Origin of the sequence: Okeania sp. SIO3B5, from assembly GCF_010692555.1 — a bacterium.
Taxonomy (GTDB): domain Bacteria; phylum Cyanobacteriota; class Cyanobacteriia; order Cyanobacteriales; family Microcoleaceae; genus Okeania.
This window is the reverse complement of the sequence record NZ_JAAHHG010000130.1, coordinates 1-22,465: the sequence shown is the minus strand read 5'-3', so window position 1 is coordinate 22,465 and position 22,465 is coordinate 1. Positions and strand designations below refer to the sequence as shown.

General features: G+C 39.1%; 14 protein-coding genes and 2 pseudogenes. 14 read left to right on the top strand and 2 right to left on the bottom strand.

Going from position 1 to position 22,465, the window contains the following annotated elements:
• From F6K54_RS18520 to F6K54_RS18455, 14 genes and pseudogenes are all read left to right on the top strand, one after another.
• A pseudogene (locus F6K54_RS18520) lies at positions 1 to 345 on the top strand (zinc ribbon domain-containing protein); the annotation flags it as partial.
• A 45-nt stretch (positions 346 to 390) separates the two neighbouring features.
• Entirely contained in the window at positions 391 to 1,365 is a 975-nt protein-coding gene (locus tag F6K54_RS18515; protein WP_293080254.1) for an ARC6/PARC6 family protein, read from the top strand.
• A gap of 2 nt (positions 1,366 to 1,367) precedes the next feature.
• A complete protein-coding gene (locus tag F6K54_RS18510; RefSeq protein WP_293080251.1) occupies positions 1,368 to 2,924 on the top strand; it encodes a serine hydrolase in 1,557 nt (518 codons plus the stop codon).
• A gap of 560 nt (positions 2,925 to 3,484) precedes the next feature.
• A complete protein-coding gene (locus tag F6K54_RS18505) occupies positions 3,485 to 4,627 on the top strand; it encodes a hypothetical protein (RefSeq protein WP_293080249.1) in 1,143 nt (380 codons plus the stop codon).
• A 227-nt stretch (positions 4,628 to 4,854) separates the two neighbouring features.
• The gene (locus F6K54_RS18500; protein ID WP_293080246.1) at positions 4,855 to 6,288 is read left to right on the top strand and encodes a VWA domain-containing protein; all 1,434 of its coding nucleotides are present in this window, start codon (positions 4,855 to 4,857) and stop codon (positions 6,286 to 6,288) included.
• A gap of 351 nt (positions 6,289 to 6,639) precedes the next feature.
• Complete coding sequence (locus tag F6K54_RS18495) at positions 6,640 to 7,029, top strand: hypothetical protein (RefSeq protein WP_293080243.1); 390 nt, start codon at positions 6,640 to 6,642, stop codon at positions 7,027 to 7,029.
• A 604-nt stretch (positions 7,030 to 7,633) separates the two neighbouring features.
• Complete coding sequence (locus tag F6K54_RS18490; RefSeq protein WP_293080241.1) at positions 7,634 to 8,959, top strand: VWA domain-containing protein; 1,326 nt, start codon at positions 7,634 to 7,636, stop codon at positions 8,957 to 8,959.
• 398 nt (positions 8,960 to 9,357) lie between these two features.
• Positions 9,358 to 10,002, top strand: a complete 645-nt coding sequence (locus tag F6K54_RS18485) for an FHA domain-containing protein (protein ID WP_293080238.1) — start codon at positions 9,358 to 9,360, stop codon at positions 10,000 to 10,002.
• A gap of 438 nt (positions 10,003 to 10,440) precedes the next feature.
• On the top strand, positions 10,441 to 12,351 hold the full coding sequence (locus F6K54_RS18480; protein WP_293080236.1) for a protein phosphatase 2C domain-containing protein: 1,911 nt from the start codon (positions 10,441 to 10,443) through the stop codon (positions 12,349 to 12,351).
• A gap of 91 nt (positions 12,352 to 12,442) precedes the next feature.
• A complete protein-coding gene (locus F6K54_RS18475; protein ID WP_293080233.1) occupies positions 12,443 to 12,661 on the top strand; it encodes a hypothetical protein in 219 nt (72 codons plus the stop codon).
• A 234-nt stretch (positions 12,662 to 12,895) separates the two neighbouring features.
• Positions 12,896 to 13,048 (top strand): hypothetical protein, encoded by a 153-nt coding sequence (locus F6K54_RS18470; RefSeq protein WP_293080231.1) that lies wholly within the window; start codon positions 12,896 to 12,898, stop codon positions 13,046 to 13,048.
• Positions 13,049 to 13,123: 75 nt separating this feature from the next.
• A complete protein-coding gene (locus F6K54_RS18465) occupies positions 13,124 to 13,276 on the top strand; it encodes a hypothetical protein (RefSeq protein WP_293080229.1) in 153 nt (50 codons plus the stop codon).
• 653 nt (positions 13,277 to 13,929) lie between these two features.
• Positions 13,930 to 16,047 (top strand): protein kinase, encoded by a 2,118-nt coding sequence (locus tag F6K54_RS18460; RefSeq protein WP_293080227.1) that lies wholly within the window; start codon positions 13,930 to 13,932, stop codon positions 16,045 to 16,047.
• 606 nt (positions 16,048 to 16,653) lie between these two features.
• A complete protein-coding gene (locus F6K54_RS18455; protein ID WP_293080225.1) occupies positions 16,654 to 18,222 on the top strand; it encodes a hypothetical protein in 1,569 nt (522 codons plus the stop codon).
• 123 nt (positions 18,223 to 18,345) lie between these two features.
• On the opposite strand, the gene clpB is transcribed toward F6K54_RS18455, so the two are convergent.
• Positions 18,346 to 20,958 (bottom strand): ATP-dependent chaperone ClpB, encoded by a 2,613-nt coding sequence (gene clpB / locus F6K54_RS18450; protein WP_293080222.1) that lies wholly within the window; start codon positions 20,956 to 20,958, stop codon positions 18,346 to 18,348.
• Positions 20,959 to 22,270: 1,312 nt separating this feature from the next.
• Positions 22,271 to 22,465: pseudogene (locus F6K54_RS18445) on the bottom strand (ATP-binding protein); the annotation flags it as partial.

Below are 22,465 nucleotides of genomic sequence, written 5' to 3'. Positions count from 1 at the left end.
TATGCGATTTGGGGGCCAATTTCTAACTATTTTGACTGTCAAAGCTGGAAATGCTGGAGGTGAAGACTATAGCAGTAAACCCCAAAAATACCAGCCAAGATTGCTCAAATTGTGGTGAGAAAGTCAAGAAACATACGAACCCATTCTTGCCCGCACTGCGGCATAGTAATAGACCGCGACTTGTTTGCGTTTGCGCAGCATCCCGTAGGGAAGCATAACCTAGGAAATGCGATAAATATAAAAAATAGGGCGGTAGGGCATTCCGTCTTTAAAGCTCGTGGAGCCCGATGCAATGGCAGGGCTACGAAACGAGAGAGCTTACACTATAGCGCCAGCTTAGTGTAGGAGTATGTCACTATTACAAAATTTATAGACAAATGGTAAAATCTTATGCTCAAGAAAGCCGAAAAATTTTATTTAAGTTTAAAGGATTTTAGAGTTGGGTATTTCCTGGTTTTTCTGTTTTTTGGTTTGTGTAGCTGCGAGTCTCTACCAGATATTTCTCAAATCATCAACACAACAGTTACTTTCAACTCAACAACAAAATGTCCTAATAAACCACCGGGAAGTTTGACAAATCCACAGGTGATTAATATTGATGGACAGACAGTTCAGAAAATAGGAACGATTAGCTCTAATGATGATATTGGGTTTGTGTTTCAGGGAAGACAAGGACAAACACTGAGTTATAGCTATAACGAGAAACTCTGTGTTTGGATTTATACTCCAGATAACAAGTTACTTTCTGGAGTAGAACTACCAATTAATGGAACCTATGCTGTTCATCTCGCTTCCTTAAAAGGAACTACAACTTTCGAGATTGAAATGAAATTGTCCGATTCTGTTCCTGCACCCATTTCCCAAGTTCCAGTACCACCAGTTTCAAACTCAAACAACTTTCAACCATCCTCACCTTATCCCATACCTCAAACTTATAGTTCTCCTTCTCAATCTCGTTCCAGAGTAAATTTGAGTCAAGATGAAGCTGTGAGGTTAGTAAATAACTGGTTGAGTTCTAAAAATCGTGTTTTTGCTCACCCTTTCGATACTACTCCCGCTCGTCGATATCTTTATACATCTGGGCCTTTGTACACAGATATTACGAAACCAGGTGGTTCGGTAGATTGGTTGCGCGGAAATAATTCATACTACAAGTATAAAACATCAAGAATTGCAAGTATAATTTCTTTTTCGGTATCGGGAGCGCAACCTGAATTAACGGTTAGTGTCTACGAAGATAGAACACTCTATGGACCAAATGGTATAGACTATAGGCAATCTGGAACTAGCACCAGAAGCTATTCCTATTCACTGATTCAAGAAAACGGAAATTGGAAAATTTTTGATTATCGTAAGGCAAACTAACATTGCAACATCCTAACTTTAAACCCAATATTTATAAAAAACGCCTACGTCACAAACGCCGAAGATTCAAGGGAGTTTCTCTTGTCCTCGGTAGTTTGATCATAGGAATATCTGGAGTTCTCTTGGTGGTAAATCTTCTCCCTAGTCTCAAAAGTAGCGATCGCCAAGTAGCAGGAAATCAAAATTCAGTTTGTACCCAAGAAGATTTTCTGGATTTAGTACAATCAAGTTATCTCAAATATGGATATTTAAAAAAATCCGAGTCCCATTGCTTTAAATTTCAGGTAACAGCTAATTCCAGCTTGAAATTAAACACCAGTATTAAAACAATTCTCAAAGCTCCCAATAGCACTAGAGATGTTGTAATTCATGGAGAAAGGAAGCAAAACTTAACTCAACCTGGAGAATATACGATTATTTTGTCAGCTCAAAATAGTCCTACTGATTATCAATTAGAGGTTAGTTTGGATAATGAAATGTCTTTGCTCACACCTAGTTCCAATTCGACATTACCACCGGGATATTCAGGTCAAGAAAACTCAATATATCGACCACCTTTAAGTTCACCCGATGTTCCTAGTACATCTGTGCAGTTTCCCACCAAATTAAGCTATAACGTCAACAGACAACCTCCCTTTATTTCATATAGAAACCAGGAACTTCAGGCAATTGTTGAGGAAGTGATACAAGAGGTTGAAAAACGTGGATTTTCATCAACAGACTTATCAATTAGTCTGATCGATCTGAGTCAAGATACTTGTTGTCTTTATGCTTATTATCAAGATAAAATGCCTCGATTTCCCGCTAGTATATCGAAGCTATTTTGGATTGTTGCATATTATGCTCAAGAGAAAAAAGGAGTTATTGCTCCAGGAACAATTCCTGAAGCACATTTAGAAAAAATGATTAATAAGTCTGATAATCAAATTGCCAGTGATGTTCTAGATGTAATAACTAATACTAGATCGGACAAAAAACTACCGGATTCTGAATTTAATGATTGGCATAATAAACGCTTGTCTGTTAATAATTTTTTTAAAAGTGCTGGATATCAAAACATTAATTTAAGCCAGAAAAATTTTCCGATTCCCAAATTCGATTTAATGAGTCCGCAAGGTTTCGATTTAAAGATGCGACAGAAACCAAATAAAATAGAAAGAAACTATGTTACAACTTATGATGTTGCACGTTTACTCTATGAAATCGAATATACAAAAGCTGTTTCCCCAGAGCATAGCCAAAAAATTAAAAGTTTTATGAAGCGCAATTTAGATCGGAATTACTGGGAAAATACAGAATATAATTCTGTCCAGGGTTTTTTCCCTGAATTGTTACCGGAAGATGCTCAGGTTTTTTCTAAGGTTGGTTGGTATTCTGGCAGTCGTCAAGATGCAGCAATTATACATAGTCCCGATCGAACATCTAATTATATTTTAGTGATTTTTGGAAACAACAAAAAATATGCAGAGGACGAGAAAATTTTCCCAGATATTTCACGATTAGTCTATGATAGAATGATGGACAGGGGTAGGAGATTTCCCTGGTTCTCTCACAACTAATGTTGATGAAATACAAAGTTTTAGGAAATTAGGAAACTGCTTTCAATAATTAATTAGGGCTTGCTGAATAAATCTAAAAGTATTTGCAGATAAAGGTATTAGCCTTTTTAAGTATCAAAAAGTGCGAGGTTTTATACCAATTTTAAAAAAGAATGTTACGAATAATAAGTGCAATAAAAAGATTTTGTAGGAAATGTCTCTTTGATAAAAAAGAGAATTTACGACCTGAAAACTGGTATTAAATCTATTAATTCTGACTCCTGAATTGCAGGATTGCTGTTTGCGGAGCATGACCTAGGAAATTCTAAGAAATACCCTAGCTATTTGTAGCAAACATTTATCAAATTGGTATTAGATAGTAATGGTTCAATTAGGAGCGGATTTTGCTCAAGAATTGGGCAAAAAAATCAAGGGACTATTCTTCCTACTATCTCCTCTATAATTCCCATTTCTTGAGGGGATACTAATTATCAATTATCAATTATCCATTAATGAAAATGAACTTACAAAACTTGACTCAAAAACTCCCTAAACCAATTCTATAAGGATGGTAAAATTTTATGTTCAAGAAAGCCGAAAAAACTTATTTATGTTTAAATGAACTTAAAATCGGGTATTTCCTGGTTTTTCTGTTTTTGGGTTTGTGTAGCTGTCAGTCTGTAACAGACTTTTCTCAATTAGACACTTCTCAAATCGACAACACAAAAGTAACTTTAAACCCAGGCACAAAATGTCCTGATACACCTTCAGGAAGTCTGACAAATCCGCAGATGATCGATATTGACAAACAAGCAGTTCAGAAAACAGGAAAAATTAGCTCTGATGATGATATTGGGTTTTTGTTTGAAGGACAAAAGGGACAAAAACTTAGCTATAGCTATAACGATCGACTCTGTGTTTGGATTTATACCCCAGATAATAAATTACTTTCTGGAGTAGAATTACCAGTGAGCGGAAATTATGCAGTTCATCTTGCTTCTCTAGAAGGAACTACAACTTTCGAGATAGAGATTAAATTGTCTGAACCTATTAATAACAAAAAAGTTACTTCCAACTCAGAGAAAAAATGTCCTGATATACCTCCAGGAAATCTGACAAATCCACAGATGATCGATATTGACAGACAAGCAGTTCAGAAAACAGGAAAAATTAGCTCTGATGATGATATTGAGTTTTTGTTTAAAGGAAAAAAGGGACAAAAATTGAGCTATCGCTATAACGATCAACTCTGTGTTTGGATTTATACTCCAGATAAAAAATTACTTTCTGGAGTGGAATTACCAATGAACGGAAACTATACTGTTCATCTCGCTTCCTTAAAAGGAACTACAACTTTCGAGATAGAAATGAAATTGTCTGAACCTAATACAGAAACAATACCTAACACAAAAACAACCAAAGTTATAGGTAAAAAGTGTGATGAGCCTTTAGATGATAGTTATAATGTTAAAGCAAATGGTTTAAATTTAGTAGATTGTTTTCAGACAAATAGTAATCAGATATTTATTTATAAGAAAAAAGGTAAATTATATTACCACGGGATTCAAAAAACAGGAAATAATGATTCTATTTTTCTCCCTGCTAACCAATATGGCGAAGGATATATTGCTATCAATAAAACATACAAATATATCATTAATAATTCTCACTTGAGTGTTTATAAGGGGAAAAATCTACTAAAAAAACAACCAGTTATTCAATAGACATCTCCGAAAAAGATATAGGTTTTTTGCAGGAGTAGGCAACAGGCAACAGGCAACAGGCAACAGGTAAGATATTTTTACGCGCGAAGGCACGAAAAAAGATTTTTTAGGGTGAATTTTTTGTATCCTTAGCCTGCTCTAATTAAAAGATTTATTTTCTGGAGATGTCTAATAAGTTTAACTAAACATAATTTATCAATATATTAACCTCAAAAAAATAAATAACAATGAACTTACAAAACTTGACTCAAAAACTCCCTAAACCAATTCTATTCGGAATATTTGGTGGCGCTGGATGTCTGATAGCTGCTGCAATATTCGGTGAAATATGGCTGTCTGTTACCAAACGACCTCCCAAACTTCAAGCAGTCGTTCTCCTGATCGACACTTCTTCTAGTATGGGGGGTGGCAAACTTCCAGAAGTTCAAGCAGCAGCTACGGGGTTCGTTGAACGACAAGACTTAACCCTTAAGAAATTAGCCATTGTAGAATTTTCGGACAACTCGCGAGTTCTGACTACTTTTGATGCCGATGAAACTGAACTCAAACAAGCGATCGCTAATCTCAGACCATCTGGAAATACAAACCTGACTCAAGGTCTGAACACAGTCGCTTCTCTTCTACAAAATAGAAACGCTCCCAATGTCCTCCTGTTTACAGACGGTGAACCCAACAACCCTGGGGCTTCAGAATCTATGGCTCGACAAATCCGAGCTACAGGGATTAACCTGGTGGCAGTGGGAACGGGAGGTGCAGACAGTAACTATCTCACCTCCTTGACAGGAAATCCAAACCTAGTGTTTTTTGCTAACTCTGGAGGAATAGACCAAGCTTTCCGGTCTGCTGAAAAAGCAATCCAACAACTATCTGACAAAGGTGGTGATTACGGCTTAGTCTTTGGCATTTTCCGCACAGGAGTATGGACAGGTTTTCTTGCTCTCGGAATTGGATTGGCCTTAATTGTTGGACAAAATTATAACCTCCGTCGTCGGTTGCTATCGAGCCAAGAAATTGCTCTAGGAAGTGGGGGTGGTTTCCTCGCTGGAGTAGTTGGTGGGGCGATCGGTCAATTGGCGCTTTTGCCAACCGCTAATCTCCCGGCTTTATTAATTGTAGCTCGAATGACAGGTTGGACTTTTCTCGGAACCCTTGTTGGTGGTGGGATGTCCCTAGTTGTGCCTAACCTACCTCGTGACAAAGCCTTTTTTGCTGGAGGGTTGGGGGGTGTTTTAGGAGTAACTTGTTTTCTATTACTTGATGCAGTGGTAGGTGTGATTCCAGCTCGTTTGGTAGGAGCGGCGGTTTTAGGATTTTGCATTGGGTTAGCGATCGCTCTGAGTGAGCAACTAGACCGGGAGGCAGTATTATTGCTTCGCTGGAGCAACTCAGAATCTACGACTATTTCCTTGGGAACAGAACCCATTGAACTTGGTAGCTCCCGAAATGCTCATGTTTATTTATCAAGAGATGCAGGCTTTCCGGCAAAGTTTGCTAAGATGTTTATTGAAGAGGGAAAAGTTATTTTAGAATTTGACCCCTCAATTAAAGAACACCCGAAGTTTAAAAATATGAGAATTTTAAAACAGGAACTTTCAGATGGCTCAAGTCGTAAATTTGGAGATGTCTCATTAGAAATCCAGCACAAAAATATTCTCAAGTAGCTCTTATATCATGTTCGGTTGAATACTTACACTTTGGAGGAAGGAAGGCAGAAGGCAACCCACCCCTAACCCCTCCCAGGAGGGGAAGGCAGAAGGGGAGAAAAGGTTAAAAGGGATAAAGTTTTTTTATCACGCTCTTATCCGTTAGCGTAGCTCCCCCTCCGGGGGAACATGATATTACAGCGCTTCCCGTTGTGATGAGGTACACCTGTCGCGGGAAAGATGCCCGCACTACAATGATTTTACTATTCAAGCTTGTACCTCATTTGCCCGAAATATGCTGTCAGTATGGAATCTGGAGGAGACCTAGTGCAGGATTAAAGAAGAATCTAATTTGAAAAACAAAAATTTATGGTAAAATACACTCTTAAAATTGCTAACGAAAATCAACCCAACTTAAATCCTGTAGAGCACAGTTTAGACTTGGGTTATGAGTTAGAAAATAATCCAGAACGCTTATTTAATTCAGAATTTCGTAAACAACTGCGTTCAACTCTCCAAACAAAAACATCCTGTTCGATTAATGATTATCATCTAAAAACTATTGTTGAAACTTGGATGGAAGACATCTACAGGGGCTATCGCTTGACCAGTCTCAGCCTCAATCTCCTACCACTTGAATTCGATAAAATTCATCAACTTCAAGACCCAGGAGATTTCTCAATTCCCGATTTATTTCCTCCCGATCTAAGTCAAATTTGCCCCAAAAATGGAGCTTTTCCTCCATTGATATTTAATTAAACCTATTATAGCAATTCTTTAATCTATGAGGTAACACTTTTAGATCCCCCCCGCCCCCCTTAAAAAGGGGCAGGGCTGTTTCATTCTCGATAGACACGGGGACACGGAGACACGGAGACACGGGGATGAAGGCTTTTAAGCGACGTTGAACCAAATATTCTCTTAGAGCTTAAAGACGCGTACTTTGCTGAAAAATCGGCAAATTTTGGCAAATTTCACTGTTCCACTATCCCCTCATCTTCCGTTCTCTTTAAATCGTTAATCTACAATACTTTGAAACAGCCCTGCCTTAAAAAGGGGGGAGCATTGACTTAATCAGAGAATTAAGAAATGCGGTCAGCTTGACCGTTGATGCCTGTGGACGGAGTGCTGCCGACAGTTCCGGTGGAAGCAGGAAGTAAACATTAAAATGTCACTTTTTATGACGTTTTATGTCAGTTTTATGAAGCAGAAGTAAATTCAATATGAATGTTTCTTACACTTTCTATGTTTGTTTCCCAACCCCAACAAAAAGTCCCCCTTTTTAAGGGGGATTTAGGGGGATCGTAAATTTACTTCATAACTGTGGAAATTGCTATATTCAAAACCTATTACTCAAAAAAATATGCTTGACGTAACCATTACCCCCCATCGAGAATTTCTAGCTGCTGATACTCCCGGACAAAAACTGTTTGTCATGCTCAAACTGCGTCCGAACGCCGTTGTTTCAGCAAGTCGTCCCTCGACAACCTTCACCTTTGTTATTGATACCAGTGGTTCAATGTATGATGATAGTGGAGTAGGGAAACCAAAAATTGATATTGTTGTCGAAGCTCTCGATCGCCTGGTCACTGATCAAAAAGCAGACCCTCGCGATCGCATTGCCTTAGTACAATTTGATGACTCAGCATCAGTTGTGTTGCCCCTGACTACTGCCACAGATACTGCCACTCTTCAAACAGCCATCTCCAAACTCCGAAGTTTTAGTGGTGGTACAAGGATGGCTTTGGGAATGGAAGAATCCCTGAAACTTTTGAAAGACTCTGTTCTTAGCAGTCGGCGCACACTCATTTTCACGGATGGAGAGACATTTGATGAAACTGACTGTCGAGAACTAGCGGTAGAGTTTGCCCAAGCTGGAATTCCTATCACTGCTCTCGGTGTCGGTGAATACAACGAAGACTTATTAGTATATTTAAGCGATAATACTGGAGGTCGAGTTTTTAACGTTGTTGAAAGATCAAGTAATGCTGGAACCACTGATATCCCTATTTCCGAGCTGCCACAGACTATTTTTCAAGAAGTACAACAAGCTCAAGCTGAAGTTATCAATAACCTCAAGCTTAGTGTTCGTACTGTCAAAGGGGTGAATTTACAACGAATTAACCGTGTTTATCCAGACCGCGCTGATATTCCTGTTACTCAAGACCCCTATCTCATTGGCAGCGCTCTCGCTAATGACGATACGATTTTTATTCTGGAATTTGATATTGATAGCAGAGCGCAATCACGGGTTCGTATTGCTCAACTAGGTTTGACCTACGACGTTCCAGGTCAGCAGCGACGAGGAGAACTACCCCCTCAAAACCTTGTTATTCAGTTGGTTGCCGGACAAGGTGGAATTGCTCAAACAAATCCTGAAGTCATGGGATATGTACAACAGTGCAACATTGGTCAATTGGTCGATAATGCAGCAGCAATTGCCGATAGTAACCCCGATCAAGCAGCAAAACTGCTGGAAACAGCAAAACGAGTAACTGTCAAAATTGGAAATGAAGCAATGTTAAAAACTCTGAATGTTGGTATTGAAGAAGTACGCAAAACCCGTAAACTATCTTCAGGAACCCGCAAAACTGTAAAAATGGGTGCTAAGGGTAAAACAGTCAAGATGAGCGATAGTCCTAATGATGGACTTTCAGAAGAACAAATCCGTAATATGACAGGAACTTAATAATGAATAATGAATAATTAATAATGAATAATGAATAATTAATAATTAGGGCTTGTTGATTAAATAGAAAAGGATTGATAGATAGGGGTTTTAGCCTTTTTTATGGTCAGAAATATCTGGTTTTCAGCTCTTCATGCTCAAAAAGTTAGCACTTTGGGCAAAAAAATTACTCCCCTACTCCCCTTTTCCCCTCCTGGGAGGGGGAGGGGCGAGGGGTGGGTCCCCTACTCCTTGAAAAAGACTTTTTGAGAAAACCCTAATTAATTGCTGAACCGCCGTTATCAAATCTGTATTTTTGGAGAGGTCTGTTGTGGTTGGGTTTCGGGGTTCCTAAACCTAATCTACGCTTACTGCTATTCTTATATTGTAAAAACAACGATTAATCAGGAGAAAAAACTATGTCTATTACTTGTGAAACTTGTGGCTACGATAGCAATCCTGCCGATGCCGAATACTGCGAAGCGTGTGGTGCAGAATTGAAGAGTATGCCTCCCACCATGATCCAAACAAATCCAACAATTTCGAGTCCTGAAATTATTCCCATGACGCCTCCAGGACCAGGATTAGAGCCTCCTTCTCCTATCCCCACACCTCCTGCACCAACAACAACACCTCCTGCTATTTCCACACCTCTTGCAAAAACAACGATATCTCCTGTTATTCCCACACCTCCTGCAGCAACAACAACATCTCCTGCGCGTTTGGTTGCTAAACAGGTGAACGCCCCTGAAGCAGAATTTCCTCTAAAAGCTGTTGCGGTGGTAGGGGTGTTCGATCCAGATAGTGGTCCGGTAGATATCGATCTTGAAAGTTTTGCTGGTGGGGATACAGTGTCACGTCTGCACGCCGAAATTTATCCAGAATTTGGGCAGTGGATGGTAAAAGACTTAGGTTCACTTAATGGTGTCTTTATCAAACCCAGTGGTCAAACTCGCTTTGGGGCAAGAATTACCACTCCCATGAGTTTGAATCCTGGGGATGAAGTCGCTTTTGGGAAAGTTCAGTTCGTATTTCAACAACAACAAGTAATGTATTTGGAATGAGATAGCAGGGAACAGGGAACAGGGAACAGTTGGAAAAACATTTCCTAGTGCCACTATGCGGAAGTCAAAAGTTAAAAGTTAAAAGTCAAAAGTATTTATTGGTAAGGCTTTTGGGATTTTGTAACTGGTTAATTAGGGTTTGCTGATTAAATATCAAAGCATTGACTGATATTGGTTTTAGGCTTTTTATGTCTGGAAAAAGTATGAGCTTTTCAGAAGGTCTGGTTACAAAAGTGAAAATTTTCGGCTTTTGCTACCCGAAAAATTACTCTTACTATTGTTTTGGCCACTGACTCTGTAATTCGCGTTTATTCTACATCCTAGCTACTGCCTACTCCCTACCCCAGCAAAAAGACTTTCCATAGAAACCCTAGCTAATAGACTTCTCCAGAAAAGAGCAGTAAGCACGAAATAATTACATCATTATCAAGCAAGCTCGTGATTTCAGAAAATACTTCGTTAAAAATTGGACAGTTTTCCATAACTGTACTGGAAAATATAGGTCAACGTAATAATCAAATTCGCTATTTTAAAGTACGTCTTGACACTGAAGATAGCGAAAATCATCAAATAGGAATGTTGCGTGTGGGTTCGGCAACAGGTTTACTTCAGCAGGAGTTACAACTGCGGGAAATTTTAGGTGAGTATGCGTTAGTCGCTCCTCTACTCGCACAAACTACAGTTTCCGACATTTCAGAAATTGTGGCACCATCACCATCTGCCAACGATACTGTTGTCGAAACCCCTATAGAAGAATCTTTTACATCGAATCTTAATAGTGAAACAAGTCAGAAAACTTTACTTCAGCTCAATGAAGAGTTAGAAATTGACACACCATCAACCCTTGAAACAGAAATAGAAGCAGAGACTGTTGAAACTGTTGTAGAAAACACAACAAATTCTGAACTTCCATCTGATGAACAACCAATATCGTCTTGTGAAGATGAGGTTCAGGTACTAGACTCAGACTCCTTAAATTCTTCTGATAAACCTAACAATGGTGACTATCTCGAAGAGGAGTATTATCCAGAAGTACCCCTTCCCGGCAATGAGGGCGAACAGTTGCTTCTGTTAACAGCGTTTCCTAACCAGCAGCTTACCCTAAGTAACTGCTTAAAAAACCTTCCCAGTCCACTCGAAGCCTTAAAATTGAGCACCCAAATTTGTCAGTTTTTTTGGTATCTCCATGAAAAAAAATGGTGCTTTATCGACCTCGATCCAGACTTGATAGAAATCGGTAAACCTATTTGCTGTTTTGACCTCACTTGTGCTTATCCCGAAGCTACCCCACTCACCTCTGGGTTGATGGGAACTTATTGCGCTCCTGAGTTAGCCTTTAATCCTACACCAGAGGAAAAAAGTAGCACTTACACTATTGGTGCATTACTCTATCATACATTGCATGGATACCCACCTACCCAGGAATTGGAGTATAAAAAATGTTCAGTCCCTCTCTTGTCTCAATTGCTAGCGTTATCCTTATCTCCTGTTGTTGATGAACGTTTTTCTCTAGTACAGTTGCGGAGTTTGCTCATCCAGGCTCACAATACTTTAGGTACTGTCCGTGTGAGCTGGGAAATAGCTAGTGAATCAACGGTGGGACTTTCTCCACAACGGTTACATAATGAAGACAGTTATGGAATCACTCAAAATGATTCTCAAGGGTCTGAAATTGTTGTTTTAGCAGCTTTAGCAGATGGAATGGGAGGAATGGCCCAGGGAGAAGTGGCTAGTCGTTTAGCGGTGAAGAGTGTTCTGGATGGATTGAGTGGAGAAGTCGGGAATACTCGAAATAGTCGAGAGCAGTGGCTTGTTTCTCTTGTAGAACACGCAAATGCTGTAGTGTCGGAGGCAGTTCCAAATGGGGGAACAACATTAAGTTTAGTGTTATTGGAATCTACAAAAATGTCGATCGCTCATGTAGGTGATAGTCGTATTTATTTAGTGCGCGATCGAGAAATTCGTCAGTTGAGCGAAGATCATTCTTTAGTAGCGATGCTTGTAGCTAGTGGTCAAATCTCCGAAGAAGAAAGTCGGGAACATCCAGACCGCAATGTTCTAACTAAATCTTTGGGGTCGAAAAAGCGCCTTTCCCAGGGTTATGTACAAACTGTTACTGATATAGAGTTGCAAGATGGTGATGTTATTTTGTTATGCTCTGATGGTGTTTGGGATTTGGTGAGCGACCAAGAACTGATGGAACTTTTCATGCCAATCATGCCACCAACAGTGTTACAGACTGCTGTAAATCAAGCAATCAAGCAGGTTTTAAAACGTGGCGCAACAGATAATGCAACTCTATTAGCGTTACGCTGTCACATTACTCCTGTTGAGGTTTATTTTCCTTAAGAGACCGATTATATGAAACCGGATTCTTAATCATCCAAAAATTTCCATAACTACAACGTTGCAGTTTGGGGTAAGACCCCTCACATCAAATTTGGGGAGATGGGGAGATGGGGAGATGGGGAGATTTGAATATTCAAGTCTAAATAGAATTATGAACATATTATATGCTCGAATTCTGACATCATCCAAAAATTTCCATAACTACAACGTTGCAGTTTGGGGTAAGACCCCTCACATCAAATTTGGGGGGATGGGGAGATGGGGAGATGGGGAGATGGGGAGATGGGGAGATTTGAATATTCAAGTCTAAATAGAATTATGAACATATTATATGCTCGAATTCTGACATCATCCAAAAATTTCCATAACTACAACGTTGCAGTTTGGGGTCTTACCCCTCACCTAGAAAAAAATCAGAAAACATTACCGTAGGAGTTTGGTCTCCAAACTCTCATCTAAAATCAGGTTGAACACTCAATTATATATTTGGAGGAGATTGTTGATAGGGAGATGGAGATTTGAATATTCAAGTCTAAATAGAATTATGAACATATTATATGCTCGAATTCTGACATCATCCAAAAATTTCAAAAACTACAACGTTGCAGTTTGGGGTCTTACCCCTCACCTAGAAAAAAAATCAGAAAACATTACTGTAGAGGTTTGGTCTCCAAACCCTCATCTAAAATCAGGTTGAACACTCAATTATATATTTGGAGGAGATTGTTGATAGGGAGATGGAGAGATTGAATATTCAAGTCTAAATAGAATTATGAACACATTATATGCTCGAATTCTGACATCATCCAAAAATTTCCATAACTACAACGTTGCAGTTTGGTGTCTAACCCCTCACCTAGAAAAAAAATCAGAAAACATTACTGTAGAGGTTTGGTCTCCAAACCCTCATCTAAAATCAGGTTGAACACTCAATTATATATTTGGAGGAGATTGTTGATAGGGAGATGGAGAGATTGAATATTCAAGTCTAAATAGAATTATGAACATATTATATGCTCGAATTCTGACATCATCCAAAAATTTCCATAACTACAACGTTGCAGTTTGGGGTAATATCATGTCCGGATAATTAGTTATAAAAAACTTTCTCCTTCAACTCCAGTTCTTCTTCTTTCTTCCCTCTTTACTCCTGACTCCTGACTCCTGACTCCTGACTCCTCCGTAGTTATTTATTTATCACTGTTCAACCGGACATGATATAAGACCCCTCACCTAGAAAAAAATCAGAAAACATTACTGTAGGGGTTTAGTCTCCAAACCCTCATCTAAAATCAGGTTGAACAGTTAATTATATATTTGGAGGAGATTGTTGATAGAGAGATGGAGATATTGAATATTGAAGTCTAGCTTCATTTCAGTAGACCACAAAGTAGTGACGTTGCATGCAAAGTTCCTGCTGGGTTATCATTTTTTTAATGTGATTCGTTGACCTGAAAACTGCTATATTTTTGACTTTTGACTTCCGTATTTTTATCAGAGATCATATAAAATCTTACTTTTAACTTTTGACTTTTGACTTTTGACTTTTGACTTCAAAAACTTCTGGCTTCCATAAAAATGAACAATATCTGTCCGTCCTGCTTACATGAAAATCCCCCTGATGTTAACTCGTGCATCGTCTGTGGAACAGCTTTGACTCCCACACAAACAACTTCCTCACCTTCCGTATCGGGACTCCATCTCCCGATGGGAACGTTACTCAAACAGGGATATTACAAAATAGAGCAAGTTCTCGGTCAAGGAGGATTTGGAATTACTTACAAAGCCATTTACTGTCCTAATTCTGCTCTAGTTGCTATCAAAGAGTTGTGGCCAGAAAGTGGATATAGACAGGGAAAATCTATTCTATGGCCATCCTCAATTGCTCCCATAGACCGGAAAGAACAAATTGAAAAGTTTAAATTAGAAGCTGCTTACCTACAACGTTGTAACTCTCCTAATATTGCCAAAGTTTACGATTGTTTTGAAGAAAATTCCAGTATTTATATGGTGATGGAATTTATTGATGGAGTTCCTCTGTCAAACCTTGTGACAAATCAAAACCCTTTACAGGAGAGCAAAGTTATTAAATATGTCAAACAGATCGCTAATGCTTTAGTAGTCGTTCATCAGAACAAATTATTGCATCGGGATATAAAACCTGAGAATATAATGATCGATAGTAGCGATCGCGCTGTTTTAATCGACTTTGGAACAGCACGAGAGTTCATGGCCGGAAAAACTGGAGACCTGACACAACTACTCACCCCTGGATACGCCCCTTTTGAGCAATATTCAAAAAGTAGCAAACGCTATGCTGCTTCCGATATTTACGCTCTATGTGCCTCCATGTATGAATTACTTACTGGAGAGTTACCAAGTGGAGCACCTGAACGCGCCAAAGTCTTATTGGGAGGTGTATCCGATTCTCTAATCCCACCGCGACAAATCAACTCCCTCATTAGTCCTCACATTGAACGAGTGATTTTAATGGGAATGCGCTTTCGTGTAGAAGAACGCATCCAAACTGCTGACGAGTTAATTAATGCTCTTGATGGAAAACTTGTTTCTCCTCTGCATCAAAAGGCTAAAGATTATGTCAGCAAAGGCGATTTAATTAATGCTGTTAGCACTTACGAAACTTTTCTAGAGCAAGAACCGGATAATGGAGAAGCAACAGTTGAGCTAGCCTTAGTTTTAGTGTATCTTGACGGCGAACGTGCTGCAACTGTAGCCCAAAAAGCAATGCAACTCAAGCCCCAGGACGGACGCAGTTATGGTGTGTGTGGTTTAGTAAGTTGTCACCGCAACCAGTGGAATAATGCTGTGCAACAGTTACAGCAAGGTATTCGCCTCAGTCCGAAAGAAGCTTGGATGCACGCTAATCTCGCTTGGGCATTGGGACAACAAGGAAATTGGGAATCCGCAGACAGGACGATTCAACAAGGATTACGGTTGGATGCCAATTCCACCTTTGCTTTAGGTTTACAAGCTTGGATATCGTTCCACAGAAAACAGTGGAGGTTTGTTGTTCAGGCTGGAACGCAAGCGATTTTTAAATCTCAGAATGAACATTCCCAAATGGCAATGACATTGCGAGCTTGGGTATACCCATTCACGATCGCTGCATTAGAGAAAGTCACTACGAAAAAAGGAAGTGATGTCGAGCGACGGCTAAGAAATTTTGTGACACAAGTGCCGAATAATGCCGTTGCTTTGGGACTACAAGCTTGGTACGAGTATCGAGATCGCAATCTCACTGCTTGTCGCCAAAGTTTAGAGTTAGCTTGTCAGTGTGAGGATATACCTGATTGGGTAGCACGCGATCGAGGTTTAATAGACGAACACCTCAATGATTTGACAAGTGCTGTGCAGTGGTATCAGTGCCGCCACCAGCAAATACCCGAAGATGCTTGGATTTGTTATCGTTTGGGAACAGTGTTAGCAAGACTCAACCAGTGGCAGGATGCTAAAGCGTATCTAGAACAAGCAGTCACACAAGATAAAAATTTAGCACCAGCTTATCGCAATTTAGGTTGGGTGTTATCGAATTTGCGTACTGTAGATGACAAGATTGAATCAGTACAGGATTTAATGGCAGCTTATCGTCAGGCGTTAGCATTGTATGAAGTACAAAATCAGAATGAAGCGCAACAGATTAGAGCAATGTTTCAGGCGATCGATATTTTGTTATAGCTATTAGAGCAAGAAGTTTGCAGAGAGAAGTAAATGTGTTATATTATTTTGTTAAATCATATAAATTCTTATATTCTTGAATTATGAGTAAAGACACAAAGAGAAATCCTTTCACTGTTGGTCAGTCAGTTACTCCAGCAGCAAAACTTGTAGGGTGCGTTAATGAAATGTAACGCACCGCTTCTTGGGACTTAGTTAGTAATATCATGTTCGGACGGGTCAGTTATAAAAAAACTTTATCCCTTTTAACCTTTTCTTCCCTTCTGCCTTCCCCTCCTGGGAGGGGGAGGGGCGAGGGGTGGGTTGCCTTCTGCCTTCCTGACTCCAAAGTGTAAGTATTCAACCGAACATGATATAAGCCATCTTGTAGTAGGGTGCGTTAATGAGAATGCACAGCCTACCTAATATATTTCGGTGCGTTACGCTTCGCTAACACACCCTACTGGACTGACACGCCTAAAAATGTAGGTTGGGTTGAACGGGAGTGAAACCCAACAAAACCTTACTACTGTTGGGTTTCGTCCATCAACCCAACCTACGTCTATTGCACCATTTTAGCTGTGTCGGTCCACTACTGAAACTGAAACTAAATTTTTTTTTATAGTTATGAGTATGCAGAATAAAATAGACATCCACGAATTTAGTACCGGAATAGAGATAAAAGGTACGCCAAGCGGATGGGAATCTGGCGGATATACCAAAGAGTATATGAACCGGACAATTGACCAGATTCCGCAAGCGGTGTTAGATTCAATTGCTAATCGCGAGTTTTTGGCGGAAGGTGTTGTCAAAGGAGACCCGGCGATCGTAGGGCGGGTTGTAAGAGGGTACGGGGAAATGTGGTCAGTAGTAGCGGTCGTGACATGGGGTCGCGACGATAGCAGACGATGGGTATCTCTATACCGTTATTTTCTGTGTTGGGGAGAAGAAAACATTCAAACTATTTTGCGCTGGATGGGGAAACCGCGTGTGTTTGACCCGTTTGATCAAAGAGCGATTGGGCAACCTCACCAAGCAAATCCTGCTTCTATGCAGGTTCCGTTAAATGATTTTCAGGATATGTTGAACGAGTCTCCACCAATCGTTGTTCCTGCTGAAAAGCTTTGTGCGCCGTTGCTGTTAAATGAAATGACGCGCAGGTTGACACCCAATAGCGATCGCTCATGGGCTTATAAAGTGGCCATACTGGAACGACCGGAGTCTTTTCAAGTGATTTATCCTGCTGATGATCAAGCAGAAGTGGCTATCAGGGAAGTTTTAGACCGCCGTCGAAGCTGGTTATTGCAGACATCTGAGATCAAAACAGTAATTAAAGCGTTTATGAGTGGTCGAGTCAGGCAGGAACATATCACGAGTTTAGAAAATGCTCTGGGAAACCCACAGCTCGATGAGAATTATTGGAAATCTATTTTAGATCAGGAGGGAGCTTCTCTTGCCGTCATAGAAAATATTTATGGCGATCGCTATGTGCGACTGTTGACCTTAAAAGCAATGTTAGTTCCACAATTTTTGCCAATTTTTCTAGAATGGCTTGCTGATTCAAAGGAGTGGGAAACACATTATACTATTTCCTTAAGGTTACAGGAATTGATGTTACAAGAAACTCCGAAATTTACTGAGAATTTTCCTATACTTTCTGAATCTCTCAAATGGGGTATTTGTTATGTGATTGATTACTTGATTGATGAGCGGAAAATTCTTAAACAATCTCAGTTGTTATTAGCTGAGTCAGGGTTGTGGAGTCAGGTTTACCAAAAATCGCTTTCTAAAGAGTTGGAAAATGTTCTCAATCTTATGGGAAATTACATTGAAAAGAGACAGAGTTTGCAACCTCTGAAGAATCAATATCCCCAATGGAGTAATTTATTGAATAAAATTTATAAGTTTTGGTCTCCGCCAGAACAACACGATCATAATTATAGGAATTTGACAAGGTTGTTTGAGAAAATAGGAACCGTAAAACTGGCTGCTATTTTCTATCAAATAGGGGAGGGTAGCGTTCCGAAATTATTGTTTGACAAATTTTCAATTAACAAATCAGAATTAATACTTTTTAAAAAGAGGATTTATCGAAGGAAAGATGTAGGAGATTACGTTAAGGAATTAACAGAAGAGATTTATTATTATTTTTTTGGATCGAAAAAAGTGTGCCTGTTTCAATTCACTTACCCTTAAAAAGTGAGAATTTTGGGGTATAACTATAACAGAAAAATAAAAGAACAATTATTCCTCCCACCCTCCCCACACTTCCCAGCCTTCCCACACTCCCCACCCCACACTTTGCTTTTTCAGCAAACCCTACTTAGCCATCACTAACTCCAATGGCAACCGTTGAAATGAAAGTCGCTCATTTTCAACATCCACAAAAATAGTGTCACCATCATTAAATTCACTACGCAAAATACCCTTAGCAATTTGCGTTTCTAACTCTCGCTGAATTGCACGCTTTAATGGACGAGCGCCATATACAGGGTCGTACCCAACTTCTGCTAAAAAGTCAACAGCAGCATCAGCAAGCTTCAGTGACATATTTCGTTCAGCTAACCGTTTCTCTAAACGTACAATTTGTAATTGTACAATTTCCCGTAATTGCTCTTTCTGTAACCCCTTGAAAATAATAGTTTCATCAATACGGTTAAGAAACTCTGGACGGAAAGCAGCACGCAACGCTTCCATGACCCGACTCTGTATTTGCTCATAGTCATCGGTAACATCTAATATAAACTGAGAACCAATATTACTCGTCATAATAATCACACTATTCTTAAAATCAACCTTGTGACCTTGAGAATCAGTAACTCGCCCATCATCCAAAATTTGCAGCATAATATTAAACACATCTGGGTGCGCTTTTTCAATTTCATCAAACAAAATAACCGTATAGGGACGACGACGAATAGCTTCAGTTAACTGACCTCCTTCATCATAACCAACATATCCAGGAGGTGCCCCTATTAAACGAGACACAGAATGTTTCTCCATATACTCAGACATATCAATGCGCACCATCGCATCTGCGGTGTCAAATAAATATGCTGCCAATGCCTTTCCTAACTCTGTTTTCCCCACACCAGTAGGACCAAGGAAAATAAAACTCGCCACTGGACGGTTGGGGTCTGCTAAACCTGCACGCGATCGCTGAATGGCATCAGAAACAGCAGTCACAGCCTCATCTTGGCCAATAACTCGTTGATGTAATTCTTCTTCTAGATGCAACAGCTTTTCTTTTTCCGACTCCACCAACTTACTGATGGGAATGCCAGTCCACTTAGAAATAATCTCAGCAATATCTGCTTCTGTTACCTCTTCTCGCAACAAAGTTTGTCCGCTGGTTTGAGTTGCTTCGAGTTTAGTTTCTGCTTCCTCTACTTGTTTCTGTAGATTAATCAAATTACCGTATTTCAACTCAGCAGCACGGTTGAGGTCATAATTTCGCTCTGCTTGCTGAATCTCAATATTAACTTTATCAATTTCTTCTTTGAGAGTCTGAATTTTACCAATAATGCCTTTTTCTGCTTCCCACTGAGCAGTTAGGGTGCGTTGCTCTTCTTTCAAATTAGCCAAATCTTTTTCTAGTCTTTCCAACCTTTCTTTAGAAGCAGCATCACTTTCTTTTTGTAGTGATAACCTCTCCATTTCTAGTTGGAGAATTTTGCGGTCAATTTCATCAAGTTCCTCTGGTTTGGAAGTAATTTCCATTTTGAGTTTAGCGGCCGCTTCGTCCACCAAGTCTATTGCTTTGTCTGGAAGGAAGCGATCGCTAATATAACGAGTAGAAAGAGTAGCAGCAGCGACGAGGGAACTATCGGAAATTTTCACACCGTGATGTACTTCATAGCGTTCCTTGAGACCCCGTAAAATTGAGATGGTATGTTCTACACTGGGTTGATCGACATAAACTTGTTGGAAACGACGTTCTAATGCAGCATCTTTTTCGATGTATTTACGGTACTCATCGAGAGTTGTTGCTCCAATACATCGGAGTTCTCCTCTAGCTAACATTGGTTTGAGTAAATTTCCTGCATCCATCGCCCCTTGAGTTGCCCCTGCTCCCACAACTGTATGAATTTCATCTATAAATAAGATAACTTTACCGTCTGAGTCGGTGACTTCTTTGAGAACAGCTTTCAAGCGTTCTTCAAATTCGCCTCTAAATTTAGCACCAGCAATTAAAGCACCCATGTCTAGGGCGATGAGTTGGCGGTCTTTGAGAGACTGGGGAACATCTCCAGTAATAATACGTTGGGCGAGACCTTCGGCGATCGCTGTTTTGCCAACTCCTGGTTCACCTATTAATACTGGATTATTTTTAGTACGACGACTGAGTATTTGAATAGTGCGTCTAATTTCGTCGTCTCGTCCAATAACGGGGTCAAGTTTTCCTTCACGAGCAAATTCTGTGAGGTCGCGACCATATTTTTCTAGAGCTTCGTATTTACCTTCTGGGTTTTTGTCTGTTACTTTTTGGTTGCCTCTAACTTGGGAAATAGTTTCTTTGAGTTTAGCTTCATCTAGTTTCAATTCTTTATAGAGGTTTTTACCAAAGCGGTTGTCTTTGAGATAAGCAAGCATGAAATGTTCGACGGAGATATATTCGTCTCCATATTCTTGACGGTATTTTTCAGCATTGTCTGACAAAGTATCTAGACTACGACCTAAGTAGATATTGCTGGGTGTATTTTTTACTTTGGGTTGACGACTAATAAATGCGTCTGTGTATTCTTCTACTTTAGAAGTTGAGACTCCTGCTTTGTTAAATAGACTGGTTGCGAGTCCATTTTGTTCTAACAAAGCTTTCATTAAGAGTTCACTTTCGATTTGTTGTTGTTGGAAGGTTTTAGCCATGTCTGGTGTCCTAGCGATCGCTTCCCAAGTCTTTTCTGTAAATTGGTTAGGATTATTTAGTTGCATATTTTTTCGTTTTTCTTTAATTTATTTTTCTTTAATTTATTTGGCGTTGCTGATTCTGGGTATGATTTGATAATTTTATATTTTTGATTTTGTATTTTGGATGGTTTGAACTACTTGTTAATATTAACTGTTTCCTGTTCCCAGTTAAGTGTTCCCTCCATACCTATAAACCTACTTTCATACCTTAATTCAGCAATGCCATTTATTTAATTTGTAAGCATTCAGCTATTAGCTGTCAGCTATTCCTGCGGAATGCTGCGCAAACAGCAATAAAATCTCAACCTTAAGGAGAAGGTTTATAATGAATATAGATTTGAAAATTTGCTTTTGTAGTAAGTAAGATTTAATTCTGAATAACCAAGCTTTTATCAAAAAATCAAAGTAATAGCTGATAGCTGTTAACGTTTGCGTAGCATGACCTAGGAAAGTTCTGACCATAGGAGGCTAGCTGACGGCTGAATGCTTACTTTAATTTTAACTTGTAGTTTTGTAGAAGTTTTAGTAGAAAAAACCGTTTTCTATTATAGGGTATTCACCCTTGGGTTTTATTTTGATTCAATTTTAACAATTGTTTTTTTCTAGTTTTTTTGAATTAAATACCATTCAGTTCATTACTATTTGTGGAACAAAAACAGTGATTTTACATTTTTTTTATGACCGAAAATTTTTGGTCAATAGCCTCCCCTTTTAACCCACATTCCGCACCACAAAATGTAGTATAAAATATAAGTCAAAAGTCATGCATTCAAAAGTCAAAAGTAAGAAAATAAGAAGTTAAAAGTAAGAAATAAGAAGTCATGCATTAAGAAGTAAATTATAGTGGTCAATAGGAGTCAAGGATTCAGTAAGTATTTATGCTCAATATTTCACTGAGAATTTGACTCTCGATTGAGGTAAATGAAGATAGTTTATATAGTATAAATACTTAAGTTTGCTACGGATTTTATACTAATTTTCATGTTACAACTTGAAGTGCGGAATGTGGGTTTTAAGGAAAAAAAAGAGAATATTCCAGAACTCAAGCCTCCTTATTGCAGAGGTACTGATAACTGGTAACTGATAACTGAAATAACGTACTTTCTATATCAATATTTGCTCATATTATTTTATATAAATCTTGATTATTTCTCCAGTTTGTTTTAGTTTTAATCAAGTTTTGATTAAATGTTCCGTTGTTCTATTGAATACGAATTTAAAAATTCATGCTATTCAAATGCTTTCTTTCTCCTAGTCAGTAACTCCTGAATTCTGTTTGCGGAACATGACAAACGGAAATTCTAAATTCTAAATTCTAAATTCTAAATTCTAAAGCTTAGAGCATTACTTTTTCTGGAAACCAAACAGTAAATGTAGAACCTTCCCCTGATTTACTTTTAACGTAAATTCTTGCCCCCATCCTTTCACATAAACGTTGACATATTGCCAACCCTAAACCAGTACCACCATACCGACGAGTTGTAGAAGCATCTGCTTGAGTAAAAGGTTGAAAAATATGCTTTAACTGCTA

Excerpts from the sequence above, each read along its gene's own strand:
- F6K54_RS18490 (WP_293080241.1), top strand. The coding sequence starts at position 7,634 with ATGCTTGACGTAACCATTACCCCCCATCGAGAATTTCTAGCTGCTGAT.
- F6K54_RS18455 (WP_293080225.1), top strand. The coding sequence starts at position 16,654 with ATGAGTATGCAGAATAAAATAGACATCCACGAATTTAGTACCGGAATA.
- F6K54_RS18500 (WP_293080246.1), top strand. The coding sequence starts at position 4,855 with ATGAACTTACAAAACTTGACTCAAAAACTCCCTAAACCAATTCTATTC.
- F6K54_RS18505 (WP_293080249.1), top strand. The coding sequence starts at position 3,485 with ATGTTCAAGAAAGCCGAAAAAACTTATTTATGTTTAAATGAACTTAAA.
- F6K54_RS18465 (WP_293080229.1), top strand. The coding sequence starts at position 13,124 with ATGAACACATTATATGCTCGAATTCTGACATCATCCAAAAATTTCCAT.
- F6K54_RS18470 (WP_293080231.1), top strand. The coding sequence starts at position 12,896 with ATGAACATATTATATGCTCGAATTCTGACATCATCCAAAAATTTCAAA.
- F6K54_RS18495 (WP_293080243.1), top strand. The coding sequence starts at position 6,640 with ATGGTAAAATACACTCTTAAAATTGCTAACGAAAATCAACCCAACTTA.
- F6K54_RS18460 (WP_293080227.1), top strand. The coding sequence starts at position 13,930 with ATGAACAATATCTGTCCGTCCTGCTTACATGAAAATCCCCCTGATGTT.
- clpB (WP_293080222.1), bottom strand. The coding sequence starts at position 20,958 with ATGCAACTAAATAATCCTAACCAATTTACAGAAAAGACTTGGGAAGCG.
- F6K54_RS18515 (WP_293080254.1), top strand. The coding sequence starts at position 391 with ATGCTCAAGAAAGCCGAAAAATTTTATTTAAGTTTAAAGGATTTTAGA.
- F6K54_RS18485 (WP_293080238.1), top strand. The coding sequence starts at position 9,358 with ATGTCTATTACTTGTGAAACTTGTGGCTACGATAGCAATCCTGCCGAT.